Below are 22,083 nucleotides of genomic sequence, written 5' to 3'. Positions count from 1 at the left end.
AACTTCTATTTAATCCCTGATAAGCTGTTTAATTTCGTCATGATATTTCTTATTCTGCTTTCTGATTTTCATAACAAAATAGAAAAAGATACTCAGTATAAAAAGTCCAAGAATTATCATGCCAGCCATAAAATAATTATATCGGGTGGCTAGCTTTTTACTTTTCTTTTGAGTTTCCATATTGTGGACATCAATAGCGTGATTGATGGAGCTTAGTTCGCTCTGCTCTCTCTTAAATTTTGTTTCAAAGTATTTTCTGCTGTAGACCTGATAAAGATTAGGATTTCCCATCGCCAGATAATTATCCGCCATTTCTTTATAAATCCCTTCATTGAGGGACAGATCACCTGCTTCCTTACCTAAGTTTTCAGCTTTTATTAACAGTTTCAGTGCTTCCTGATTCTGATGTTTTTGCTTGTTCATCTCTGCAAGGCCTTTTAAAGCAAACGCTTCAAGACTTTTTGCCTTGATCATACCTGCAAGATTCATAGATTTCATAAAAGCCGTTCCGGCATTGTCCGGCTGGTTAAGATTGAGATAACAATGACCAATATTGTAATAAATGATACTCTGGTTGAAATAGGTTTTCTCTTTTTTCTCTTTTATTTTTTCAAAGTTTCTGATCGCGATTAAAAACTCCTGAAGAGCGATTTCCGGATTCGACTGGCTTTTATAGATCATTCCGCGCAGGGCAAAGCTTCTGGCTGTTTCAAAATTTTTCAGATAGGAATCTTCAGGCAGTTTTACCAAATATTCGTCAGCTTCGTCCAATGTTTCAAGGCTTTTGCTGAAAAGTTCCATCTGTTGGTACTGCACAGCTGCTGCAATTAAAAAACTGGTTTGGATCTTAGGATCATTGGTTTTCTGAACCAGTTCTCTTGCTTTCAGAATATATTGCAGAGATTCGTCAAAGTTTCTCTTGGCAATTCCTGCAGTAGATAGAATCAGATATATTTTAATGGATTTATTGAGGTCTCTTTCTTTTCGGAGCAGTTTCTTTCCAATGTTTATAGCATTGTCCGGATTATTATAAATTTCCAGATTGGCAATCTTCATCAGGGAATCATCAGAAATTTTCTGTCCGGCAAGAGTTGTCTGAAAAAGCAGAAGACTCATCAAAACAATATGGATCAAGAATTTCATCAGTTTTTATTTTTTATAATTTCCTGGATGTAGGTATTGGGAGACATTCCTGTAATAGATTTGAATACGTTCGTAAATGCACCATGAGATGAAAATCCTGCATATTCTGCCAGATAGCTTACTTTATAATTAAGATAAGCAGGATCTGTTTTCAAAAGACGCGCAATATGATCAATTCTCAGCTCATTAATGTAGCCGTTAAAGTTCTTTCCTTTATTGTTATTGATGACTTCAGATAGATATTTAGTATTTATCCCCGTCTGTGCGGAAAGAATAGCCAGTGACATGTTTTTATTCAGGTAGCCGTCAGATTTTTCCCAGTCTTTAAGCTTCTGTAAAATTTCATCTTCTTTTTCTTTTGAGATTTTAGAAGGATCCTTTTCCTTATTTTTATTTTCTTTTACAGGATCTTCTCTCGGCCCGCCAACCTCTACAGCTGAAGGCTCTTCTTTTATTTTCAGTTTTTCAAAGAAATCAAGCTGTTTTTTGAGGTGTCTACTTCTTGATGATTCGCTCAGGAGATAAGCAATCATTCCCGCAATAAGAATCAAGATAGCAATACCGGCAGTTTTAAGCTGCTTTTCTTTCTTCTGTTCCTGGAATTCAAGGTTTTTGTGATGGTAGGTTTCAAGCAATTTCACAACATATTGTATTCCTTCCTTTTTATTGGAATCCAGTTTTGCTTTTAAACCGGTATATAAATTATTGTAATAATAGTATTTCTCATCATTATTGAGGGCCAGATAGCTCCGTGCAAACAATTCATAAAATATGATTTTCAGATCATTATAAGGAAGATTTTCAATTTGAGCAAATCCTTTTTCCAATTGTTTTACAGCTTCGTTGTAATCTCCTTTTAAAAAATAATATCGGGACATACTTTCATAGGCAAATGCAGAGATAAAGGCATTATTTTCATATTTTTCAACGTCCTGAATAACATCATCAAGTAATTTCTTTGATTCTCCCAGCCTGTTCTGCCGCATCAGAAATGTAGACCGGAAAATGATATTTTCCCATTTGATAATCATGTTTTCTGCGTTATGACTGTTCAGGTAGGAGTTACTTTTATCTATATTCTGTAAAGCAGAATTATAGTTCCTCACAATCCCTGCATTTATAGCCTGAAGCTGGAATAGTTTTGCAAGCACCATCCGTTCTTTGGGATTATTGGTTTTTAACAATTCTGAATCCTTTAAAATATCTGCAATGATTTTCTTCGACTGTCCGTACAATCCTAAATTCTGATACTGATCAGCCAGATTATAATCATCAAACAACTGAATAAAATGGGAAAGACTTCCTTTTTTATCATCATCCTCTTTCTGATTGGAAATACTCACAGACTGCACATAGTTTCCCTGAAGGGCATAAGCCTGGGAAATAATGTTCCGCAGAATGACTTTATGCTCCACATTTTTATCACTGATCAGAAGGCTCTGTGAATAGCTGATACACTCTTCGGGATTCTGATATAATTTCTGAAAAGCTTTGTCGGTTAAAATACTGAAATCCGGAATCGCCTGCCCCTTTATAAAAACCGGGCACCACAGAATGAAAAACAATATTGCTATATTACTTTTCAGTATTTTTTTGAACATAAGGATCATTTCCCCACTGTTTTTATCTGATATTTCTATCATTACTCCTTTTAAAACACTCAAATACAAATTACTGATTTACAGTATTTTACTTTTCAAACTCTTGTAAATTCAACGAATTATGCAAGCGTATTCCTTGACGAAGGGCAAATATAACGCTAATATTGTTCAAACCTTTAAGTTGATTCAAAATATTAGACTTATTCTCAAATTTCAATGAAACCATCACACTTATTAAGCATTATCATTATAAAAAATTAAAGATAATCTTCTAATCATCTAAGATATGATTTTTAAGATATAATTCAATGAATCAATATTTACTGATGTAGAAAAAAGAAGTAAAAAAAATACACTGCACAATTAAGTATACCGCCCAAAATCTGACGATAAAGCCGGTACATCTAACCCTTAAAAATAGAAATAAAATGAGAAAACACTACTTATTATGGATGATTTTCCTCTTTTCAGTTTTTCAACTGAATGCACAGACCTACTGTGTTCCTACAGCCGGTACTTCCAGCCAGTCTAACTATTTAAAGAATGCCATATTTTCTGATCAGGGAGCTTTATACTATACAGCATCTTCATATCAGGCTTATGTTGACAATTCTTCCAGCCAAACAGTATCTTCATATCCTGGAGGGACAGTGAACGTTCATCTGGATTTTGCAGGATCGGGAGTAAAGTCTTATGTCTGGATCGACTGGAATAATGATGGAGATTTTGATGATTTTTATGAAAATCCACTAGGACCTTCAAGCTATTCAGTTGTGGATGATCTGTTTTTTATTCCACCTTCTCAGGCCTCTGGAATATATAGAATCAGGGTACAGAGCGGCACTTCATTCCCGAACCCTGTAACCCCATGCGGGCCTAACAATTATGGAAATTTTGTAGATTTCAGTTTGAAGATCGATGCTTCACCAACCTGTTTTGTTCCTTCAACACTTACTTCTTCCAATATAACCAACAATTCTGCAATGATTTCCTGGACTGCTCCTGCAACAGCACCGGGAAGCTATGAATATTATTATACTTCTTCCACCACTATTCCGGATACCTCTACGCCAATATCAGGGACAAGTAATACAATCTCAGCACCCATCAGCGGACTTTCACCTTTTACAACTTACTATTATTATGTAAGATCAGTTTGCAGTACATCTAATAAAAGTGCATGGTCTTTAAGGGGGATATTTAAAACCAAGTGCGATGCTAAAACTTCAATGTTTGAAGACTTCGAAAGTGCAGTAAACGGGCCTAATAATGCTGACTGCTGGGATAGAATTATTTTAGGATCAGGATACCAGACAATTGGTTCCGGTAGTGGTGTGAACAGTAGCAAAGCGATGTATCAGAGTGCCAATGGTGCAGCTAACACAGTAATTGCTGTACTTCCGATGTTCAGTAATGTAAATGCGGGAACCCACTGGTTAAGATTTAAAGCAAAAGTAAGCAGTACTGCCGGTGTATTAGATATTGGTTACGTAACCAATGATACGGATGCTTCTTCTTTTGTGAATATCCAATCTGTGAATATCAGTAATACTGTTTTCGATGGATTTGAATATAGTGTTGTAATTCCCAATACCGTTCCTGCCAATGCAAGGCTGGCCATAAGACATGGAGGTGTTCCTTCTGTAAATATTTACTGGGATAATGTATATTGGGAGCCTAAACCAACGTGCTTTACTCCAACAAATATCGTTTTATCCAATGTAACCAGCGCAACAGCGAATATAGCATGGACAGTTCCTTCACCAGCACCAGCAATGGGGTACGACATTTATTACAGTACCAACAACACCGCGCCAACCTCATCTACCGTACCTAATATAACAGGGGTAACAGCTAATCCTTATACTATCCAGGGATTAAACTCTGCAACAACCTATTATATATGGATAAGATCAAGATGCAGTGCTTCAGATCAGAGTCTATGGAGCAATATTGCATCGGTACAGACTCTTTGTGCACCAGTTGCAACACTTTCAGAAAATTTTGATTCTTATGCTACGGGATTATTAACCAATGCTCCATGCTGGGGAAGAATTGTGACAGGAATAGCAAGCTTAAATATTAATGGAAATGGTGCTCTATCCGGAACGAAACATATTTTACAACGCAGTATTTCTGCAGGAGATATATCCATTGCTGTATTACCTGAGTTTACCAACATCAATGCAGGAACTCATTCTCTGAAGCTGAATGCTTATTGCAGTGTGAATACAGGAAAATTAGAGGTGGGATATATGACCAATCCTACTGATGCTTCTACTTTTACATTGATCCAGCAATTGAATATTACCAATACCTCGTATACTCCAGCTATAGGAAGTGAGTACACTATTGTCATTCCTAATACTGTTCCGGCAGGGGCAAGACTGGCTATCCGGGATACATATGCAACCTCAGGGAATGCATTGTATTACTGGGATAATGTTTCATGGGCTCCCACACAAACAATGAATGTACAGGACAACGTAGTGAAATCAAAAGCAAGCATTTCCCCTAATCCTTTCACTGATGTAATTATGATGACTGACCATAAAAACATGCAATCCGTTATGATATATGATGCTTCGGGTAAATCCGTCACTGAGATCAGAAATCCTGACCATACAATTTCATTAAAAGATCTGGCGTCAGGCATATATTTAATAAAAATGATCATGAAAGATGGTACTTCCCACACCGTAAAAGCTATAAAGAAATAAATGTTGTCTCTGTCATCAAAAGCGGTGGAAACTTGTTCATCGCTTTTATGACAGTTTTATCCTCCTTAAACTTATTCAATGAAAGATTTTTACTTCGTTTATAAGCCTGCTTCCGAAACAGGAAAGCACTGGCTTTTATTGCTCAGAAAGCTTCTTTTTACAGTGCTCATTTTATCATTTGGAAGCAATATGCTTTTTTCCCAGAGAGATACGGAACATTGGTTTGCCCCGATGATGTCCAGACTTAATGATTCCAATAAACAGGCTTTATTTTTATCGACAGATTCTACAACTCCATTTCCCGTCACGATCTATAACAATAATACAGCCATTGGAAATGTAACAATCAGCAAAGGCAATCCCCAATCTTTTGACATTCCTATGGATAAAATGATTACGGGGTCACAATCAGAAGTTTTTAAGGTAACCGGACGAGGCATTTATGTTAAAGGAGAAAAACCTTTTTTCTGTACTTTCAGATTCTCTACAAAAAATCATGGAGAAATCCTTACGTCCAAAGGAAAAGCTGGTATTGGAAACAAATTTTATGTTGCTTATGGGCCTATTGCTACAGCTTCTTCCAATAACAATTTCACCTGTGGAGTACTTGCTACTGAAGATAATACAATGGTAACAGTATCTAATTATGGAGCTTCCGTTCAATTCTCCAATGGGACTACTGGTACCAATACGCCTTCAATGACTTTTACCTTACAAAAAGGGCAGTCGTATATTATAGAAGGTACAGGAAACCAGACAGGAAATCAAAGCGGTTTTATTGGAGCTAAAATTGAGTCTAATAAACCTGTAACTGTTACTAACGGAAATTTCAACGGTCAGATTGTTAACTCCAATAATGGCGGTGATATTTTAATGGACCAGTCGATACCGGTAGAACGTTTAGGGGATGATTTTGTCCTTGTTAAGGGCATGGCTCCGATCGCATCAAATGTAGAGGGTGCTGTAGTAACCGCTACAGAGAATAATACACAGGTATATCTCAATGATGATGTGAACCCGATTGCCACTCTTAATGAAGGGCAGTTCTATCGGATCGGCTCTTCTTCTTATATGAATCAAAATAGTACCGGACATTATAACATGCACATCCGGACTACCAAAAAAGCCTATGTTTATCAATTGATGGCTGGAACAGCAACATCATTTGTTGAAATTACCATCGGGGCTAATTATATTCCTCCTCTCAACTGTTTTCTTCCTAAGAAGATTGATGAAATAGGTATGATCAATGTATTACCTTATTATACTGCTATCACTCCTGCAGTAAAACTCAATATCATCACTGAGACAGGAGCTACAGTAACTGTTAACGGAATACCTTTACCTCCTGCACAAGGACCGTTCCCCGTAACCGGAAATACTAATTGGGTTACTTATTCTGTACCGAATGTTACAGGTAATATTACCGTAGAATCTACTAAAGCTGTGACGGCTGGTATTGCTGCCGGTGAAGGAAATGTAGGCTACGGTGGTTATTTTGCCGGATTTTCTTCTATCCCTGTTATTGCCAAGAAAAACGGAACCTGTATTCCGGGAATGACACTGGAAGTAGATGATAGCTATACAACTTATCAATGGAATTTTAACGGAAATGCTATTCCGGGAGCGAATACCAACACATATACTCCTACTCAACCGGGAAATTACACCGTTACCGTATCTGTGGGTGGAAGCTGTCCCTCTGTCACAACACCGGTTTATAAGGCATTTTCATGTCTAGCTCATACCACAAAAGCATTAACGGTGTGTTCAACAGGAACCCCGGTAAACATAACGCCTTCATTTACGAATTCATCCCAAACTCCGATTCCGGGAACGGTACAAATCATCAGTCCGCCTGCCAATGGTACACTCACAGTAAACCCTACAACAGGAATACTTACTTATACAGCCAATACCGGAGCTGCAGATACTTTCACCTACAAATTCTGCGGCAATGTTCCTGAATTTACAGATTGCGAAGAAGTAAAAGTCAATATCACCGTCCAAACAGTCACAGTAACGAATACCTCCATTAAAGCATGCAGCAATAACGGAAGCGGACTTTTTGATCTCACTTCTGCCAATGTGGGAGGACCATCGGGAAGTAGTAAGAAATATTATCCCACCGCCGCAGATCTGGCTGCCGGTACTAATGAAATTATTCCAGCCAATGCTTATGTATCATCTGTTCCTAAAGACATTTATGTAAAAGTAACAACGCTTGAAGGGTGTTCTGCCCAGGCAAAGATCAGTCTCCTGTTTAGTCCTTCCCCGCAGGTTCGGAATACATCTTTAACGTCATGTTATATTGCTTCCGCTCCGGATAAAGGAAGCTTTGATCTCACCCAGGCATCTGTTACCAGCGAAACAGGTATTGCAAAAGAATATTATAAAACACTACAGGATGCTGGAGCAGGTATCAATGCTATCCTGAACCCCAGTGTTTACATTTCCTCCGGCGGAACGGTATACATTAAAATCATCAATGCTACAGGATGTTACACTATTGCGACAGTAACTCTTACCGTCACACTGCCTCATCCTTCCCCATTGCTTAAAGATCAATTCATATGTTTTAATGCTACAACAACACTGGATGCAGGATCCGGCTATGAGTCTTATGAATGGAGCACAGGAGATACAACTTCTTCTATTTCTAATGTAAGAGTAGGAAATTACTGGGTGATTTTAGGACATGACAACTGTTTTACAAAGCAGCATGTTTCTGTAAAAAAAGCACCTGACGTTGTTATCAGGCAAATTGATTTCGACAATAATAAGGCAACACTTACTGTAATAGGAGGAAATCCACCCTACTTATATTCCATTGATGGGATTAACTGGCAAAATTCAAATGTGTTTACAGGCCTGCCTAATGGTCAGAATAAGTTTTATGTAAAGGATTCTTACAACTGCGAGCCGATACAGGTAGAACTGACAGTGATGAACATCATCAATGCCATTACACCTAATGGAGATAATGTTAATGATAGCATTTCTTACGCAGAATTTGCTTACAAGAAAGAGTTATCCTTTACGGTACATGACAGATATGGAAACAATGTTTTTACAGGTACACGTTTTAACAATTATACTTGGGACGGCATGTTCAATAATAAAAAACTGTTCACCGGAACTTACTGGTATGTAATCACCTGGAAAGAACCCACCCTGAAAGACACCATCATCAAATACACAGGATGGATCTTACTGAAAAATTAAAGATTAATCTAAACACAATCAATCAACTGTAACAAAGCTGGCTTTCATGAAAAGCTGTCTGCCTCATTTAATCTAATCTTCCTTAAAGCTTATGAAAAGGATCTTATTTATCTTTATATTACTATTTGTATCATCATCTGTTTTTGCACAAAGGGATACAGAGCATTGGTTTGCTCCTATGGTGGCGAGTTCTTCGAATGGTTCACCCAAACAGGCATTGTATCTTTCTACAGACAATACAACACCGTTTCCTGTCAGTATTTATAATAATAACACTGTAATAGGAACAGTGACTATCAGCAAAGGAAATCCGCAGACATTTGATGTCCCGATGAATCTGATGATAGGACAAAATACAACCGATGCAATGAGTGTAAAAACAAGAGGGCTTTATCTTCATGGAGACCTTCCTTTTTTTGCCACCTACAGGTTTTCGGAAGTTAATCATGGAGAAATTCTGACGTCCAAGGGAAAAGCCGGTATTGGTAATAAATTCTATGCAGTATATGCTCCATTGATGAATAACCAGTCTTCACAAAATTTTTCCTGTGGTATCCTGGCAACTGAAGACAATACCCAGATCAAAGTTTCAGGATATGGTATGACAACGTGGTTCTACAATAATTTTAACGGACTTACCCATCCCAGTATTACAATCACTCTGAATAAAGGACAGTCTTATATTTTTGCAGGCTACGCCAATAAGCCCGGAAATAAAGATGGTTTTATCGGAGCTAAAATAGAATCTACAAAACCTGTATCTGTTACCAATGGAAATTATCATGGTCAGTTTGGAATGACACCTCCTTATAACGGGGAGGATATTATCATGGATCAGTCTGTTCCGGTTGAACGTTTAGGACAGGAGTTTGTTCTCATTAAAGGAATGGGAAATCTCCTTCCTGAAATTGAAGGAGCCATTATTGTTGCGACAGAGAACAATACAGAAATTAGGCTTAACAACAACCCTACACCTGTAATAACACTCAATGAAGGGCAATATTACAGAGTAAGTGCAATGAATTATGTACTCAATGGGCCTTCTCATCATAATATGTATATCAAAGCATCAAAGAATGTTTATGTCTATCAATTATTATCAGGTATTGCAGACAATGATGCTACGGAAGGTTTTAATTATATACCGCCTCTTAACTGTTTTCTGCCTACTGTTATTGATGAAATAGGAAAAATAGGAGAACTTCCTTATTATACCACATTCAATCCGCCTCTTTCTGTAAAGCTTAATATTCTTACCCAAACCGGGGCCGGAGTCGCAGTAAACGGCGTAACTCCCACCGCAGCAGAAGGGCCATTTCCTGTCACCGGAACTCCAAACTGGGTTTCATACTCAATTCCCAATATCACTGGAAATATAACAGTAACTTCTACCAAAGCCGTTACAGCCGGGATTATCGGAGGTAGTGGAAATCTTGGCTACGGAGGATATTTTGCAGGTTTCAATTCCATTCCGGTAATCAGCAAATCCGCCGGAGAATGTATTCCGGGAATTGTGTTAGAAGTGGAAAGCGGTTTTGACCATTATCAATGGAATCTTAACGGCACTCCTATTCAGGGTGCGAACAATAATACCTATACTCCTACCCAAGCAGGAAATTATACCGTATCAATTACTAAAAGCACCTGTAATCCTCTCACAACATATCCTTACAAAGTATACACCTGCCTTGTCAATACTGTAAAATCAATGAATGTCTGCAGCGCCGGGACTCCTACCGCCATCACTCCTGCATTCTCCAACTCTACACAGACTCCGGTCCCGGGAACAGTACAGATCATTGCTGCTCCGGTGAACGGGACTTTAACAGTAAATCCTGCAACAGGAATTCTTACTTATACAGCCAATACTGGAACAAGCACCGATACTTTCACTTATAAATTCTGTGGAAACGACCCGAATTTTACAGATTGTGAACAGGTAAAAGTCAATATAACAGTACAGCCTCTGATTTTAACGGATACGACTGTAAAAACCTGCGAGACCAACGGAACAGGTATTTTCAATCTTACTACAGCTGCTGTAGGAGGACCAACCAATGCCATCCGAAAATATTATCCTACCATGGCTGACTTAAATGCAGGAACCAATGAAATTATTCCTGCCAATGCATATCCATCAGTCGCTCCTGCGACAGTATTCGTAAAAGTAACTACAGTGGAAGGCTGTACGGCCAATGCTAAAATTACCCTTCAGTTTTATCCTGCTCCTAATGTGCAGAATGCAACCCTCAACGGATGCTTTGTTCCAGGCAATCCTAATACTGGAACTTTCGATTTAACCACAGCCCTTGTTACAAGCACTGCTCCTGTGACAAAAAAGTATTATCCTACTTTAACGGATGCCACAAACGGGACGAATGAAATAACTACTCCTACCGCTTATATTTCTTCAAATACAACAGTATATGTAAAGGTAATTACTGGCAATGGTTGTTTTGATTTTGCCCAAATTACTTTAACTGTGATTCCTCCCAAGCCTTCTGCTCTTCTGGTGGATCAGTACATATGTCCGGATGCACGCGTTACATTGGATGCCGGGCCGGGCTATACCTCTTATTTATGGAACACAGGAGCAACTACTCCATCTATCACCGCTTCCATAGGTAATTATTGGGTAATCCTGACTTCCAATGGATGTGAAACGAAACAGTTTGTAAAAGTACTATCTGTTCCTGTTCCAAAAATTAAAAAGATAGAAACTACAGGAAATACAGTTACCCTTACTGTGGAAGGCGGTACACCGCCTTATCAATATTCAAGGGATGGAATGATATGGCAGGATTCTAATATATTTACAGGTCTTCCGAGAGGTAAAAATATTTTCTACGTAAAAGATTACAATAATTGCCGTCCTGTGGAGACTCAGATCCTGGTTCCAAATCTCATCAATGCAATTACACCAAACAGTGACGGCATCAATGATAGTCTGGATTATTCAGAGCTTGGATTTTTGAAAGATCTGAAGTTTGGTATTTTCAACCGATACGGACAGCTTATTCATTCATCCGATAAAAATAATAACTTAAAATGGGATGGCACCATCGGTGGTACTCCAGTGAGCAGTGGTACTTATTGGTATGAAATAAATTGGACAGATCCGGATACCCAAAAGCTCATTTCCTATACCGGATGGATCATGGTCAAAAATAGGAATTAATTCAAATACAAAGCCTAATCAGGATTGTAATACTTTTTGTTTAAAGAAACTGTCTCATTTTTTTGAGACAGTTTCTGTTTTTCTTCTATCCTTAGGTATATACTGGCGTTTAATTATTAACGCCCTCTCCTATCTTCAAGCTTCCGTCAGAATATTATGCAACTCCTTTTATTTTTGTACCGTTCTTTGCCGCTTCGATTTTCTTATTATTTCTAAGCTCACGTTTCATTTTACGGTAGTCCCAGGGAGCAAGAGCATTACTATCCTGCCAAAGTCCCATTTTTTTAAGCTTTGCAGTTTCCTGAATTTTGCCCAGAGACGCATCTTTTGAGTAGGAAAAATACCACCATCCTAATCCTGCTTTGATAAGCTCTTTGGAAAGATATTTCCCGTCATCATAATATACTTTCGCAATGGATCTTCCATAACGATCTGTAGTTGTTTCAACAAAGTTTACCGTTTTCCCAAATACCTGAGCAGAAGTAAACTGTTTCGCATTTTTTCCAAATGCCTGCCCGCTTTCCGGACAATCAACTTCGGCAAGTCTAATTTTCTTTTGTTGATTTCCTTTTAAGAGTAATGTAATGGTATCTCCATCTGAAATTTTGATCACTTTTCCGGTAGTCTGTGAGAATAGAAATAAAGGGAAAAGTACGTACAGCAGCATTAGTCGTTTCATGGAGCAAATATAGGGATTAGAAAGTCTTTTTTAATTACAAAAACCTCGCGTTTTGCGAGGTTTTTTATATTGAATTAAGTTATTTCATTTTTTTTGCCTCAAAGTCGGGAGACTTTGCGGAGCGAACTATTCAACATCCAATACTTTATGAACATCGTTAAAATTATACCAGCGTTCTTTTTTACCGGGATAATAGTAGTACAATTCATCCAAGTATGTATCTTCTTTAAGAAAGGTAGTCCCTTTATTTAGCGGTAATATATAATTGTCTAAATTGTTAATGAAACTAATGTATTGACTGTAATTATATTTAGTTTGTGAAGAAATGGTTTCGCATAGTATATCTTTATTATCAATTCTATTACCATCATCGCTGATACGTCCACTACTTGAAACATATTCATCAATCAGTTTATTACTAAAAAAAGAGGCTATTTTTTGAGCATCAATTGCTACGAAGAATAAATATCCTCCATTTTTTAAAACTTGAAATAATTCATTTAAGTCTTTAGTAGAATGATTAGTTTTTTTTACAGCCCTACGCTCATTAAGAGTCAAAAAATTCTCTCTGCAAAAACATTTTTTAGCCATTAAAAACTGTTGAAATGCCAAACTATCTTTTTTTAAAAATGTCTTTAACTTTTCATATTTGGTATTTCCGACAGGAGTTTGTCCCCAAATGATCACATTAAATAGCAAAAAAACTATAACAATGAATATTTTTTTCATCACTTACTTTGTTTATTATTTTTATCTGCAACGTACAAGTAAACTGCTTGAGCATACTTTAGATACACATGGTTGTTTCCCTTATTGTTTTTCTCAAAGAGGGAAAACTACTATAATTGAAGCAATTAATCCTGAAAGACTAAATGATCTATGTAAATATTAAGACCTGTTCTTTTTAAGAGCTCCAAAGATGTTGCAAAATAATTAACTCCTAAGGCATCTTCTATGGCTTGTGCAGAATTGATATATAGATGAAAATCTTTCATATTATTATTCTTACTTACGTCTATAGTATGATCATGAAGTGAATCCAACCCACTTCCCATAAAACCTTTTTTTCCAAAGAACAATTCACCTAAATAACAGAAAAAATCTTTGTTGTCTTTAACAAGATCTCCCTCCATTTTCATGATGTTATTCTCTTTACTCATTGTATAAAGACCGTTATTCCAAATAAAACAAGCCTGGAGATAAGAGTTTTTAAGTTCACTGTTCTCAGTCTTCCGCCAGTTAAATTCTGAATGATTGAACCAATCGTAAAAAATTTTCATGAGATATTGATCATATCCACTTCCCGTAATACTCATTTTATTAATCATAGTTCCATAAAGAACAATTCCATCTGGCTCATTATAGTCTTCTTCAGTTAAAACATAGTCTATGATAAATCGGGTTTTATATAATATTCCTTTTTTACCTGCTTTATTGTAAATTTTTACAGTTAGTTTGATTTCAGGCTTTTCTAATTCATCTAAAATAATGGATTTAGCTTCAGGCTTAACTTTCAGTAATAATTTATCATTAACAATTTTCTCATCTCTAGTAAGATCTAGATAATCTATTTTAATATTATTTAAGAATATCTCCATTTTTATTAAATTATTCTATTCATAAACAGACTTTACTTCTATGATCTTATCCGGCAAAGTCTGTAAGTTTGTATAAGTTTTTTGATATTAGCTAAAACCAAATATATTAAGTTATTGCCCCTCTAAACCAAATTGATTTTCATAATCCAGTTTTTCAATTTTATCAGAATTTTTTATAATCACTTCTAAAGATCCTTTTGGTTTTATTATCGAGTCTCCAACCACAACTTTATCCCACCAATCTCTGTAAACTACAATACTATCTTGATGGCCATACACCAGAAATGGTATATTGTGATTATCATGATTCATATACTTTTTTCTAACTATTGATTTTATATCCTTTTCTCTAATTTCATCAATAAAACTGCCTTCATTTTTTGAAGAAAATATCCGTTTGTATAGGAATACTATAGCAATAATAACCAACAGGATTACAAAACTCTTATTTCTATTCATTTTTCCTAATTAAAAAAACAATTAAAATTCAAAAAAAACAATCATAAGGTTAAAAGCAATATCAAAAATACCATCATCAGCAGAATTGTAGTTTTACCAATTAAATGGCATCGCCACATAGGTGTTTTCAAAAATAGGTAAGGACAATACTTCCTTTGTTTTTAAGCCGGTTTCTCCCTTCTTCACAATGCAAACTTTAAGTAATTCTCCCCGATGATGGTAACCATTTAAGATGAGCGCCTGAATACCATCAGTATCCAGAATCCTGATCAACGCTCGAAATTTATCTGCTGTATCTGTTACTTCCAGAAAACTTAAATCAATATCAGTAAAGGAGATATTTTCATCGGCTACAATCTGAACAAAACGTTGTCCGATATCATATGCAGTCAGGTCTTTAAATTTTCCATCTGCCGTTACAAGACTGGTTTCCAGGCAATCCAGATATACTTTTCGCTCTTGTGACAAATAGTTTCGGATATGCAACTTAGCTTCTTGCACTATCTCAATAGCATTTCTTCTGAAAGCTCTTTTCCACTCATCAATTTTTATTAAAATATCTGTATCCGCATACTCCCACAAAAAAGAATAAACCTTCTGATCAGGAAAAAAAGTTTCCATTTGAATTCCGTCTTCATAGTTATAAAACAACCACAAGCTATCATAGTTCAATTCACTGTGTTTAAAAAAATTGGAAAGGTAATAATGATGGGTATCTCTATATTTCTTCATAAAACACTAATGCTTTTTTGGAGATATTTCAGTTTTCGCCGGAATAATTATAATTTCCAACAGCCAATATTGACAGGTAGAGAAGAATAATTTTCAATAAAAAAATCATGATCAAAACGATAAAAATAAAAATCTTCTATATCAATCTCAATTTTCTGGATCGTAATTTCCAGGTGTAAAAAAAATTCAACAAATTCTTTCACAAAATCATTGATATTAATTATTATATTCTCATCAGTATATAATCCTCCATTGATCTGATTATCAGAACAGCCACCACCCCAATATACTGAACAACCTTCAATAAAAGCAATGAAACGGTCTACCAGATTCTCCGGCATATCTTCATGAATTACAATTTTAAATTCAAATATATCTTTCATTAATTCTTGTTTTAGTCAGTAACTGCCTGCTTTCTACAAATCTCTATCCTGACAAGTATATAGTGTTGAAATATCAACAGGAAGCATAATCGTTCTGATATCTGAATTTCTCACTTTACTAAAAGTAATATCCAAACCCACGGATAATGATAATGTTCTCAATAAAAATACATTATCACTTTTGTTATTCTCTTCAAAAATACGATTTATGGTACTCCAATCCCTTTTAGTAAAAGTCTTTTTCCCTATGATATCCTGCATCTCTTTAGATGATTTTTCGTCTGTTTTTACACCATAATATATTTTCTCTCCATCTGTAAAATCCTTCTGAACACAAGTAAAAATATAGGAATCATTTTCCAATGAAACCCATGATGTTATAATGTCATCATACCAGTCAAGTATATGTAATTGAATAATGGTCACTTCTATTTTATTTATTTTTCGTCAAAATTAATGGTAAACCGGGCTGATCAATTTTCATGATTTTATCAAATCCAACCTTCATGTACTATCTCTGGTGGGTAATATAATTGGTAAAAAAATTCATCACGATAGTAAACTTTGCATATTGGGTATTTACGGATTGAATTTAATAGTTTTAAAAACTTTTAAAAATAATTCTTTATTCTCTTCACTTAAATCATTGATAATTATTGCCATTTTATTTTGATGAATATCTACACTGTCAAAATGAATCCCAATAAGTCCTTTATCCATTTTTTTCGGCATCATAATCTGAGCTCTGTGCTTATTGATTGTATCGTAGTAATAATAATTAACATTATAAATTCCGTTTCTGTAATCTCTATCAGAATTATCAGAAAAATAAGCTTGTAACTCTCTGTTTTTATATTTTCCATATAATTCTTTATCATCTGTAATGAAAAAAGAATTTTCCTCAAAAGGTTTATAATCACCATAGTAAATATAGCCAACATGCCTATTTCCAGCATTAATGCTGTATATCTGAGAATCTTCGGCCCTTTCTTTTTTAATCCTCATTGATTTGGGTAAACTCAGTGATGCATTAGCAATAGTGCAATTAACAAATCCCTGATCCTTACAGCAAGAATACATCATCATCAAAAAACAGAACAGAAGAAAACGAACTTCTGTTTTCAAGGTTATTTTTCTATATTTTGGGGTAAGAATGTTTAATGTGAACAAAAAAAAAGAAAATTCTTTCATCATTTTTAAGCGGGCTAAATCAATGGTTATTAATAGGGTAAAGGTAATAAAAAAGAGTTCATAAAAAATTAATTAAAAATTATACCTCATTTTCTTTTTTTATTCCAAAAAGAATTGCAACTTTGCAGCCCTAAAAACGATGTAAAATTCGTTATCGATGATCCTTCGGGGCGTAGCGTAGTCCGGTCATCGCGCCTGGTTTGGGACCAGGAGGTCGCAGGTTCGAATCCTGCCGCCCCGACTTATAAATTTAGGGTGCGTAGCTCAGCTGGATAGAGCATCTGCCTTCTAAGCAGACGGTCAAAGGTTCGAATCCTTTCGCGCTCACTTAAAGACTTACTGGAAACAGTGAGTCTTTTTTGTTTTTGCTCAGATCCTGATAAAAGTTCTCCATTTTAGTGAGGAATAATAAAAATAATATAAGAATATGATTATTAAACAGGTACAACGAATCAAAGAGCGTTCACGAAAAAATAATTAAAAATTATCTCTAATTTTATTTTTTTATTCCAAAAAGTATTGTACCTTTGCAACCGCAAAAACAAAGTAAAAATCGTTACTGATGACACCTCGGGGCGTAGCGTAGTCCGGTCATCGCGCCTGGTTTGGGACCAGGAGGTCGCAGGTTCGAATCCTGCCGCCCCGACTTATAAATTTAGGGTGCGTAGCTCAGCTGGATAGAGCATCTGCCTTCTAAGCAGACGGTCAAAGGTTCGAATCCTTTCGCGCTCACTTAAAGACTTACTGGAAACAGTGAGTCTTTTTTGTTATATTCAGAATCTTTGGAACTCATACTCGTAGTCACTCATTCTGGCATCCTGCTGAAGAAGTTATTATTCTTAGTATTAAATATCACTAGGAAAACCCGTATCTGCTACTTAGATATTTCTACATCATAATTAAGAAACTCCCATTTAACAGTATAAAATACGATAAGATACTGAAGCTTTTATTTTCATTCGTATGCCGATTTACATCTAATAGATTGGAAAAATATTGGTAAAGAAAAAGACATACCGAACATTAAAATTATTTTTTCTTTTCTTTTTTTAAACTTCATGCAAAGTAAGCATAAACACAACATCCATTACAAAACCACTATACAATGTATGCACGCAATGAACCTACACCATACATACAACCTAATAACAACCCTTACAGATAAAGTAAAACAACATGATGTACCTATGATGTATTCTATAATTTTCTTATTTCCTTTCTTTTCTTGAAATTGCAGCAAATTATCGATTCTAAAACACAAAATTGATCAAAAAACCTTTATGATGCCTAACGGGTGGGGTTAATAATCCCACCTGTTTTTTGTGGATATTAGTCATAATTACAAGAGTTAATAAACAGTAGTTTATATTAATAATGAATTCACTTTTATCTTGCATTATATTTAATTTTTGTATTATTCTCAATATAGTATTTATTCTATGATGATGAAATCTTTGAAAAATTTTAATAGAATAATCTATTGTCTTGTTTTTACATGCGGTTGTTCAAAACTATTTCCACAACACTATAGTATACAGCAAATAGATACTTTACTCATAAAAACAAATGAAGAACTCAGAACCCAAATATCTAACAAGGATCTGATCATTTGGAATCAAAAAATTATAAAAGAAGCGCAGCAAAATAATTACCCTAAAGGAGAAGCCTGGGGGTATGCCAATATTGCGAATCGTCTATGGCTTACAGGAGAATTTAAAAAGGCCATAGAATATCTGAATGATGCTGAGGAAAAATCAAAAGATATCAATGATGATTTTCTTGCCGGTAAAATCAATCAGGAATATTCACAGGTCTACAACAGGATGAATCTCCCTAAAATGGCTTTAGGTTATAATTCAAAGGCCATGAAATTTGCTTTAAGATTGAAAAAAGATAATCAGGACTGCCGATTTTTTTTACGGTATGTTTATTCAACCCGGGCATCGTATTTCGACGGAGTTGAACAGTCTGATTCATCACTCGTCTACCTTCATAAAGCAATGAAAATAGATCTGAATCCTTTAGATATAGCACTTATAGCATATCATTATACAAAGTATGATCGAAATTTAGATTCAGCCAATTATTATTTTAAAAAAAGCCTTGACCTGATAGAAACCAAAAGGTTTAAACATAATAAATACCAGAGAGCGGTTATTTTATATAATTATGGCTTTTTTCTGTATGTTCAGAAAAAAAATAATGAGGCTATTGATATCTATCAACAATCCCTTGAACTGGCAAAGGAAGTAAACAGACCTTATCTGGTCTTAGATAATTACAGATGGCTGGCCACAGTTTATAAAGACCTTAAAGAATCTGAGAAAGAATCTGAATATTTAAGCAAGGCCACTTCACTGAAAGACAGCTTAGACAATGACCAAAGCAAAGCTATCACATTAGCTTTTAATAAAATTTCAAAGAAAGAAGAAGAAAAACAAAAAAACAAATTCCTGTCATTTTTCTGGTATGGAGGGGTTCTGTTTGTACTTATTTTTTTACTATCTCTTTATTTTTATCTACAGTTTAAAAGAAAGAAAAAAAGGCTTATTGAAAGTAAAACAATTATTCTTCGGCAGGAAGAAGAAGCAAAAATTCTAAAAAGAAAGCTCAATGAAAATCATGAGCAGATCATTCAACTGGCCCAAAAAAACGATGTTGGCTTTTTAGCATTATTTCAGGAAACATATCCTGAGGTCTGCCAGCAACTTTTAAAAATCAACGCTAATCTTTCCCCCTCTGACTTATCTTTCTGTGCTATGATATGGCTGGGGTTCTCTTCAAAAGAAATGGCACAGTATTCTTCTATGGAGCACAGATCTGTACAAACGAAGAAATACCGATTACGCAAAAAACTACACCTTGAAGCACAGACTGATCTCTATCAATTTATAAGATCAATATCTGAGGTTAAATAATCTTCACGAACATAAAACATAATGAATATGATGGTTATTATCCTCAAAAGTAATAAGAGTTTACCCCTGACACTATATATAAAATCCCTCATTCTTAAGTGAGGGATTTTTAATTTTCGTCAATACTGATTTTATTTCAGTTTGTAAGTATTTCCATTCCAAAGGTAAGTTCTGAAAGAATGTTTTTTCTTCTCTCTATCTCTTTCATCTACTTCCATATCTTCCACTTTTAAGATAAATGCATTGGGAATTCCTCCTTTATCATTGGGAAAAATAAATTCTTCGCTATGATAAAAAACACCGGCATCCCCTACGTTTGTCAATTGCGGAAGGGCAATTAACTTTTTACCTTTAAAAAGAACATACTGATCATAACTTGCTATTCCACAAGCTTCTCCCGAAACCATTGCTTTTAAGGTGAATTCAACATTTTGCAGTTTATGATTGCTTTCTATATTGAATGCTGCTGAACTCAACTCCTCTGCTCTTCCGGTATCAAAATACACCTCATCAATAAGTGTATTTCCTTCCAGTACTTTTATTCCTGCAATATTCTGCTTTTCAATCTCATTGATTTCTTTATTCTTCCGGTCAATTGTTTTGGAAAGCCCAAAGAGGAAGTCATACCCATTCTTATTACGGTAGCCTACACAAATATTGCCACCCCAGATATATCCTTCCAATGTATTCTCTCCTTTCTGATAAGAGATTTTATACCAGTTAGCATTTCTTTCTCCCAGTTTCAGGACTGCATTTTCTTTTTTAAGAATCATTACCTGTTGGTTCACCTGCAATGAATCTACAATCTGAGCATTCACTCCGGGATCTAATCTCACACGCGTCCAATCTGTAAAGATTTTTTGAGTTTTATTTTCTTCAAAGCTAAAGATACCATCTGCATACACTTCATTTTCCTGTGCTGTAAAAAACTGCAGCATCAGTAAAAATAAAGCTGTCCATAAAGTTTTCATATTCGTATTTTGTTTTTGGTGTGTTATTTTTCAAGCAGAAGGCTTACCCACTCTTCACGCTGTAATTTCTTTTTAAGCTCCAGACCACTTTCTTTGCATACTTCCAGAATATCATCTACATCAAAGAAGCAAAGGCCTGAAAGTAATAATTTTCCACCGTCATTCAATACTGAAACATAGGTTGGGATATCTGAAATCAGGATATTTCTGTTGATATTGGCTAAAATGATATCGTAATTCTCTTTCCCTAAGTTTTCTGCAGTTCCCTGTTCAATATCCAGTTCTACATTATTTCTTACTGCATTTTCTTTTGAATTTTCTACTGACCATTCATCAATATCGATAGCTTTGGTATCTCCTGCGCCCTGCTGTTTTGCATAAATAGCTAATACAGAAGTTCCGCATCCCATATCCAATACTTTTTTACCACTGAAATCAATATCCATCATTTGCTGGATCATTAAATGGGTTGTAGGGTGATGACCTGTTCCAAAAGACATTTTAGGCTGAATGATAATTTCATGCATTCCCGGTACAGATTCATGGAATTCTGCCCTGATCAATACTTTATCATCGATATTGATAGGAGAAAAATTCTTTTCCCATTCTTCGTTCCAGTTGATGTTCGGCATTTCTTCGAAAGAATATTCGATTTTTACGTTTTCGTTTTCAAAGATCGGAAGTCCTTTCAACTGATCTTCGTGAAACAAATCTGTCTGAATATATCCTAAAATTCCGTCAATTTCTTCTGTAAAGCTGTCAAAACCTATTTCTATAAGCTCTGCCATTAATATCTCATTCCAGGGTTGTAATGGAGAAATCTTGAAATTGAATTCTAAATAATTTTGCATGTGAATAATTTCTGCAAAAATACTAATGTTATTACGGTAAAAAAAATGATGGAGTTAATTTTGGCTGAAACCGGGGAGTTTTATGTTTTTTTTAATTGTGGATGTGGTAAAAAAGTTTATTTGTGAATTTTTTCTCCCACAAATTATACGGATGACACAGATGGTTGCGTATCGTATTTTCAATAGAGGCGGGCTTTACCCCGTCTTCAAATTATGACAAATTTCCGTTGGCTTCAGCCAAAACTTATTTTTTCTATCCTAAAGGCTATGTAGATTTTTTAAAATGCGAAAGATTGTAAGTTTGGGCTAAAGCCTAAGAAACATACAAAATAAAGCGGGCTAAAGCCCGCTCCTATTGAATTTTATCATTCAAGTTAGATTAAAATGTCCTTTGCCGAAAGCTTTAAACATTAAACTCTCAACCTTGAACTTTA

At 35.4% G+C, this 22,083-nt stretch carries 16 protein-coding genes and 4 tRNA genes; 8 read left to right on the top strand and 12 right to left on the bottom strand.

The window, feature by feature from the left end:
• Positions 1–9 precede the first annotated feature (9 nt).
• Together RHP76_RS20880 and RHP76_RS20875 are read right to left on the bottom strand one after the other, a co-directional pair.
• A complete protein-coding gene (locus RHP76_RS20880) occupies positions 10–1,143 on the bottom strand; it encodes a tetratricopeptide repeat protein (RefSeq protein ID WP_311228951.1) in 1,134 nt (377 codons plus the stop codon).
• Complete coding sequence (locus tag RHP76_RS20875) at positions 1,143–2,786, bottom strand: helix-turn-helix domain-containing protein (RefSeq protein ID WP_311228950.1); 1,644 nt, start codon at positions 2,784–2,786, stop codon at positions 1,143–1,145. Before RHP76_RS20875 ends, RHP76_RS20880 begins: the two co-directional genes overlap by 1 nt.
• A 386-nt stretch (positions 2,787–3,172) precedes the next feature.
• Here RHP76_RS20875 and RHP76_RS20870 point away from each other — a divergent pair, with 386 nt between their 5' ends.
• From RHP76_RS20870 to RHP76_RS20860, 3 genes are all read left to right on the top strand, one after another.
• Positions 3,173–5,464 (top strand): fibronectin type III domain-containing protein, encoded by a 2,292-nt coding sequence (locus RHP76_RS20870; RefSeq protein ID WP_311228949.1) that lies wholly within the window; start codon positions 3,173–3,175, stop codon positions 5,462–5,464.
• Positions 5,465–5,542: 78 nt separating this feature from the next.
• Positions 5,543–8,689 carry an FIDD domain-containing protein gene (locus RHP76_RS20865; RefSeq protein WP_311228948.1) on the top strand — a complete coding sequence of 1,049 codons (3,147 nt, stop codon included), beginning with the start codon at positions 5,543–5,545 and terminating at the stop codon, positions 8,687–8,689.
• A 91-nt stretch (positions 8,690–8,780) separates the two neighbouring features.
• On the top strand, positions 8,781–11,867 hold the full coding sequence (locus RHP76_RS20860) for an FIDD domain-containing protein (protein ID WP_311228947.1): 3,087 nt from the start codon (positions 8,781–8,783) through the stop codon (positions 11,865–11,867).
• 154 nt (positions 11,868–12,021) lie between these two features.
• On the opposite strand, the gene RHP76_RS20855 is transcribed toward RHP76_RS20860, so the two are convergent.
• The 8 genes from RHP76_RS20855 to RHP76_RS20820 form a co-directional block, all read right to left on the bottom strand.
• Positions 12,022–12,546 (bottom strand): thermonuclease family protein, encoded by a 525-nt coding sequence (locus RHP76_RS20855; RefSeq protein ID WP_311228946.1) that lies wholly within the window; start codon positions 12,544–12,546, stop codon positions 12,022–12,024.
• 126 nt (positions 12,547–12,672) lie between these two features.
• Entirely contained in the window at positions 12,673–13,275 is a 603-nt protein-coding gene (locus RHP76_RS20850; RefSeq protein WP_216445161.1) for a hypothetical protein, read from the bottom strand.
• Between the two features lie 125 nt (positions 13,276–13,400).
• A complete protein-coding gene (locus RHP76_RS20845; protein ID WP_311228945.1) occupies positions 13,401–14,144 on the bottom strand; it encodes a hypothetical protein in 744 nt (247 codons plus the stop codon).
• Between the two features lie 111 nt (positions 14,145–14,255).
• Entirely contained in the window at positions 14,256–14,603 is a 348-nt protein-coding gene (locus tag RHP76_RS20840; RefSeq protein WP_280212726.1) for a hypothetical protein, read from the bottom strand.
• Between the two features lie 93 nt (positions 14,604–14,696).
• Entirely contained in the window at positions 14,697–15,335 is a 639-nt protein-coding gene (locus RHP76_RS20835; protein ID WP_062676447.1) for a hypothetical protein, read from the bottom strand.
• Positions 15,336–15,382: 47 nt separating this feature from the next.
• Positions 15,383–15,718 carry a hypothetical protein gene (locus RHP76_RS20830; protein WP_120232954.1) on the bottom strand — a complete coding sequence of 112 codons (336 nt, stop codon included), beginning with the start codon at positions 15,716–15,718 and terminating at the stop codon, positions 15,383–15,385.
• A 33-nt stretch (positions 15,719–15,751) separates the two neighbouring features.
• Entirely contained in the window at positions 15,752–16,144 is a 393-nt protein-coding gene (locus tag RHP76_RS20825; protein WP_280212730.1) for a hypothetical protein, read from the bottom strand.
• 153 nt (positions 16,145–16,297) lie between these two features.
• Positions 16,298–16,912, bottom strand: a complete 615-nt coding sequence (locus tag RHP76_RS20820) for a hypothetical protein (protein WP_311228944.1) — start codon at positions 16,910–16,912, stop codon at positions 16,298–16,300.
• A 163-nt stretch (positions 16,913–17,075) separates the two neighbouring features.
• Between RHP76_RS20820 and RHP76_RS20815 the strand changes: the two genes are divergently transcribed.
• From RHP76_RS20815 to RHP76_RS20795, 5 genes are all read left to right on the top strand, one after another.
• Positions 17,076–17,150, top strand: a tRNA-Pro gene (locus RHP76_RS20815).
• Between the two features lie 12 nt (positions 17,151–17,162).
• Positions 17,163–17,236 (top strand) — tRNA-Arg (locus RHP76_RS20810).
• 244 nt (positions 17,237–17,480) lie between these two features.
• Positions 17,481–17,555: transfer RNA gene (locus RHP76_RS20805), tRNA-Pro, on the top strand.
• 12 nt (positions 17,556–17,567) lie between these two features.
• Positions 17,568–17,641: transfer RNA gene (locus RHP76_RS20800), tRNA-Arg, on the top strand.
• Positions 17,642–18,363: 722 nt separating this feature from the next.
• Entirely contained in the window at positions 18,364–19,827 is a 1,464-nt protein-coding gene (locus RHP76_RS20795; protein WP_311228943.1) for a tetratricopeptide repeat protein, read from the top strand.
• Between the two features lie 131 nt (positions 19,828–19,958).
• On the opposite strand, the gene RHP76_RS20790 is transcribed toward RHP76_RS20795, so the two are convergent.
• Complete coding sequence (locus RHP76_RS20790; RefSeq protein WP_311228942.1) at positions 19,959–20,798, bottom strand: SH3 domain-containing protein; 840 nt, start codon at positions 20,796–20,798, stop codon at positions 19,959–19,961.
• 23 nt (positions 20,799–20,821) lie between these two features.
• Positions 20,822–21,649 carry a 50S ribosomal protein L11 methyltransferase gene (prmA, locus tag RHP76_RS20785; RefSeq protein WP_216445169.1) on the bottom strand — a complete coding sequence of 276 codons (828 nt, stop codon included), beginning with the start codon at positions 21,647–21,649 and terminating at the stop codon, positions 20,822–20,824.
• Positions 21,650–22,083 lie beyond the last annotated feature (434 nt).

This window comes from Chryseobacterium sp. SG20098 (genome assembly GCF_031844745.1).
Classification (GTDB): domain Bacteria; phylum Bacteroidota; class Bacteroidia; order Flavobacteriales; family Weeksellaceae; genus Chryseobacterium; species Chryseobacterium cucumeris.
The sequence above is the reverse complement of the archived record's forward strand: the minus strand, read 5'-3'. Positions and strand labels throughout refer to the sequence as shown.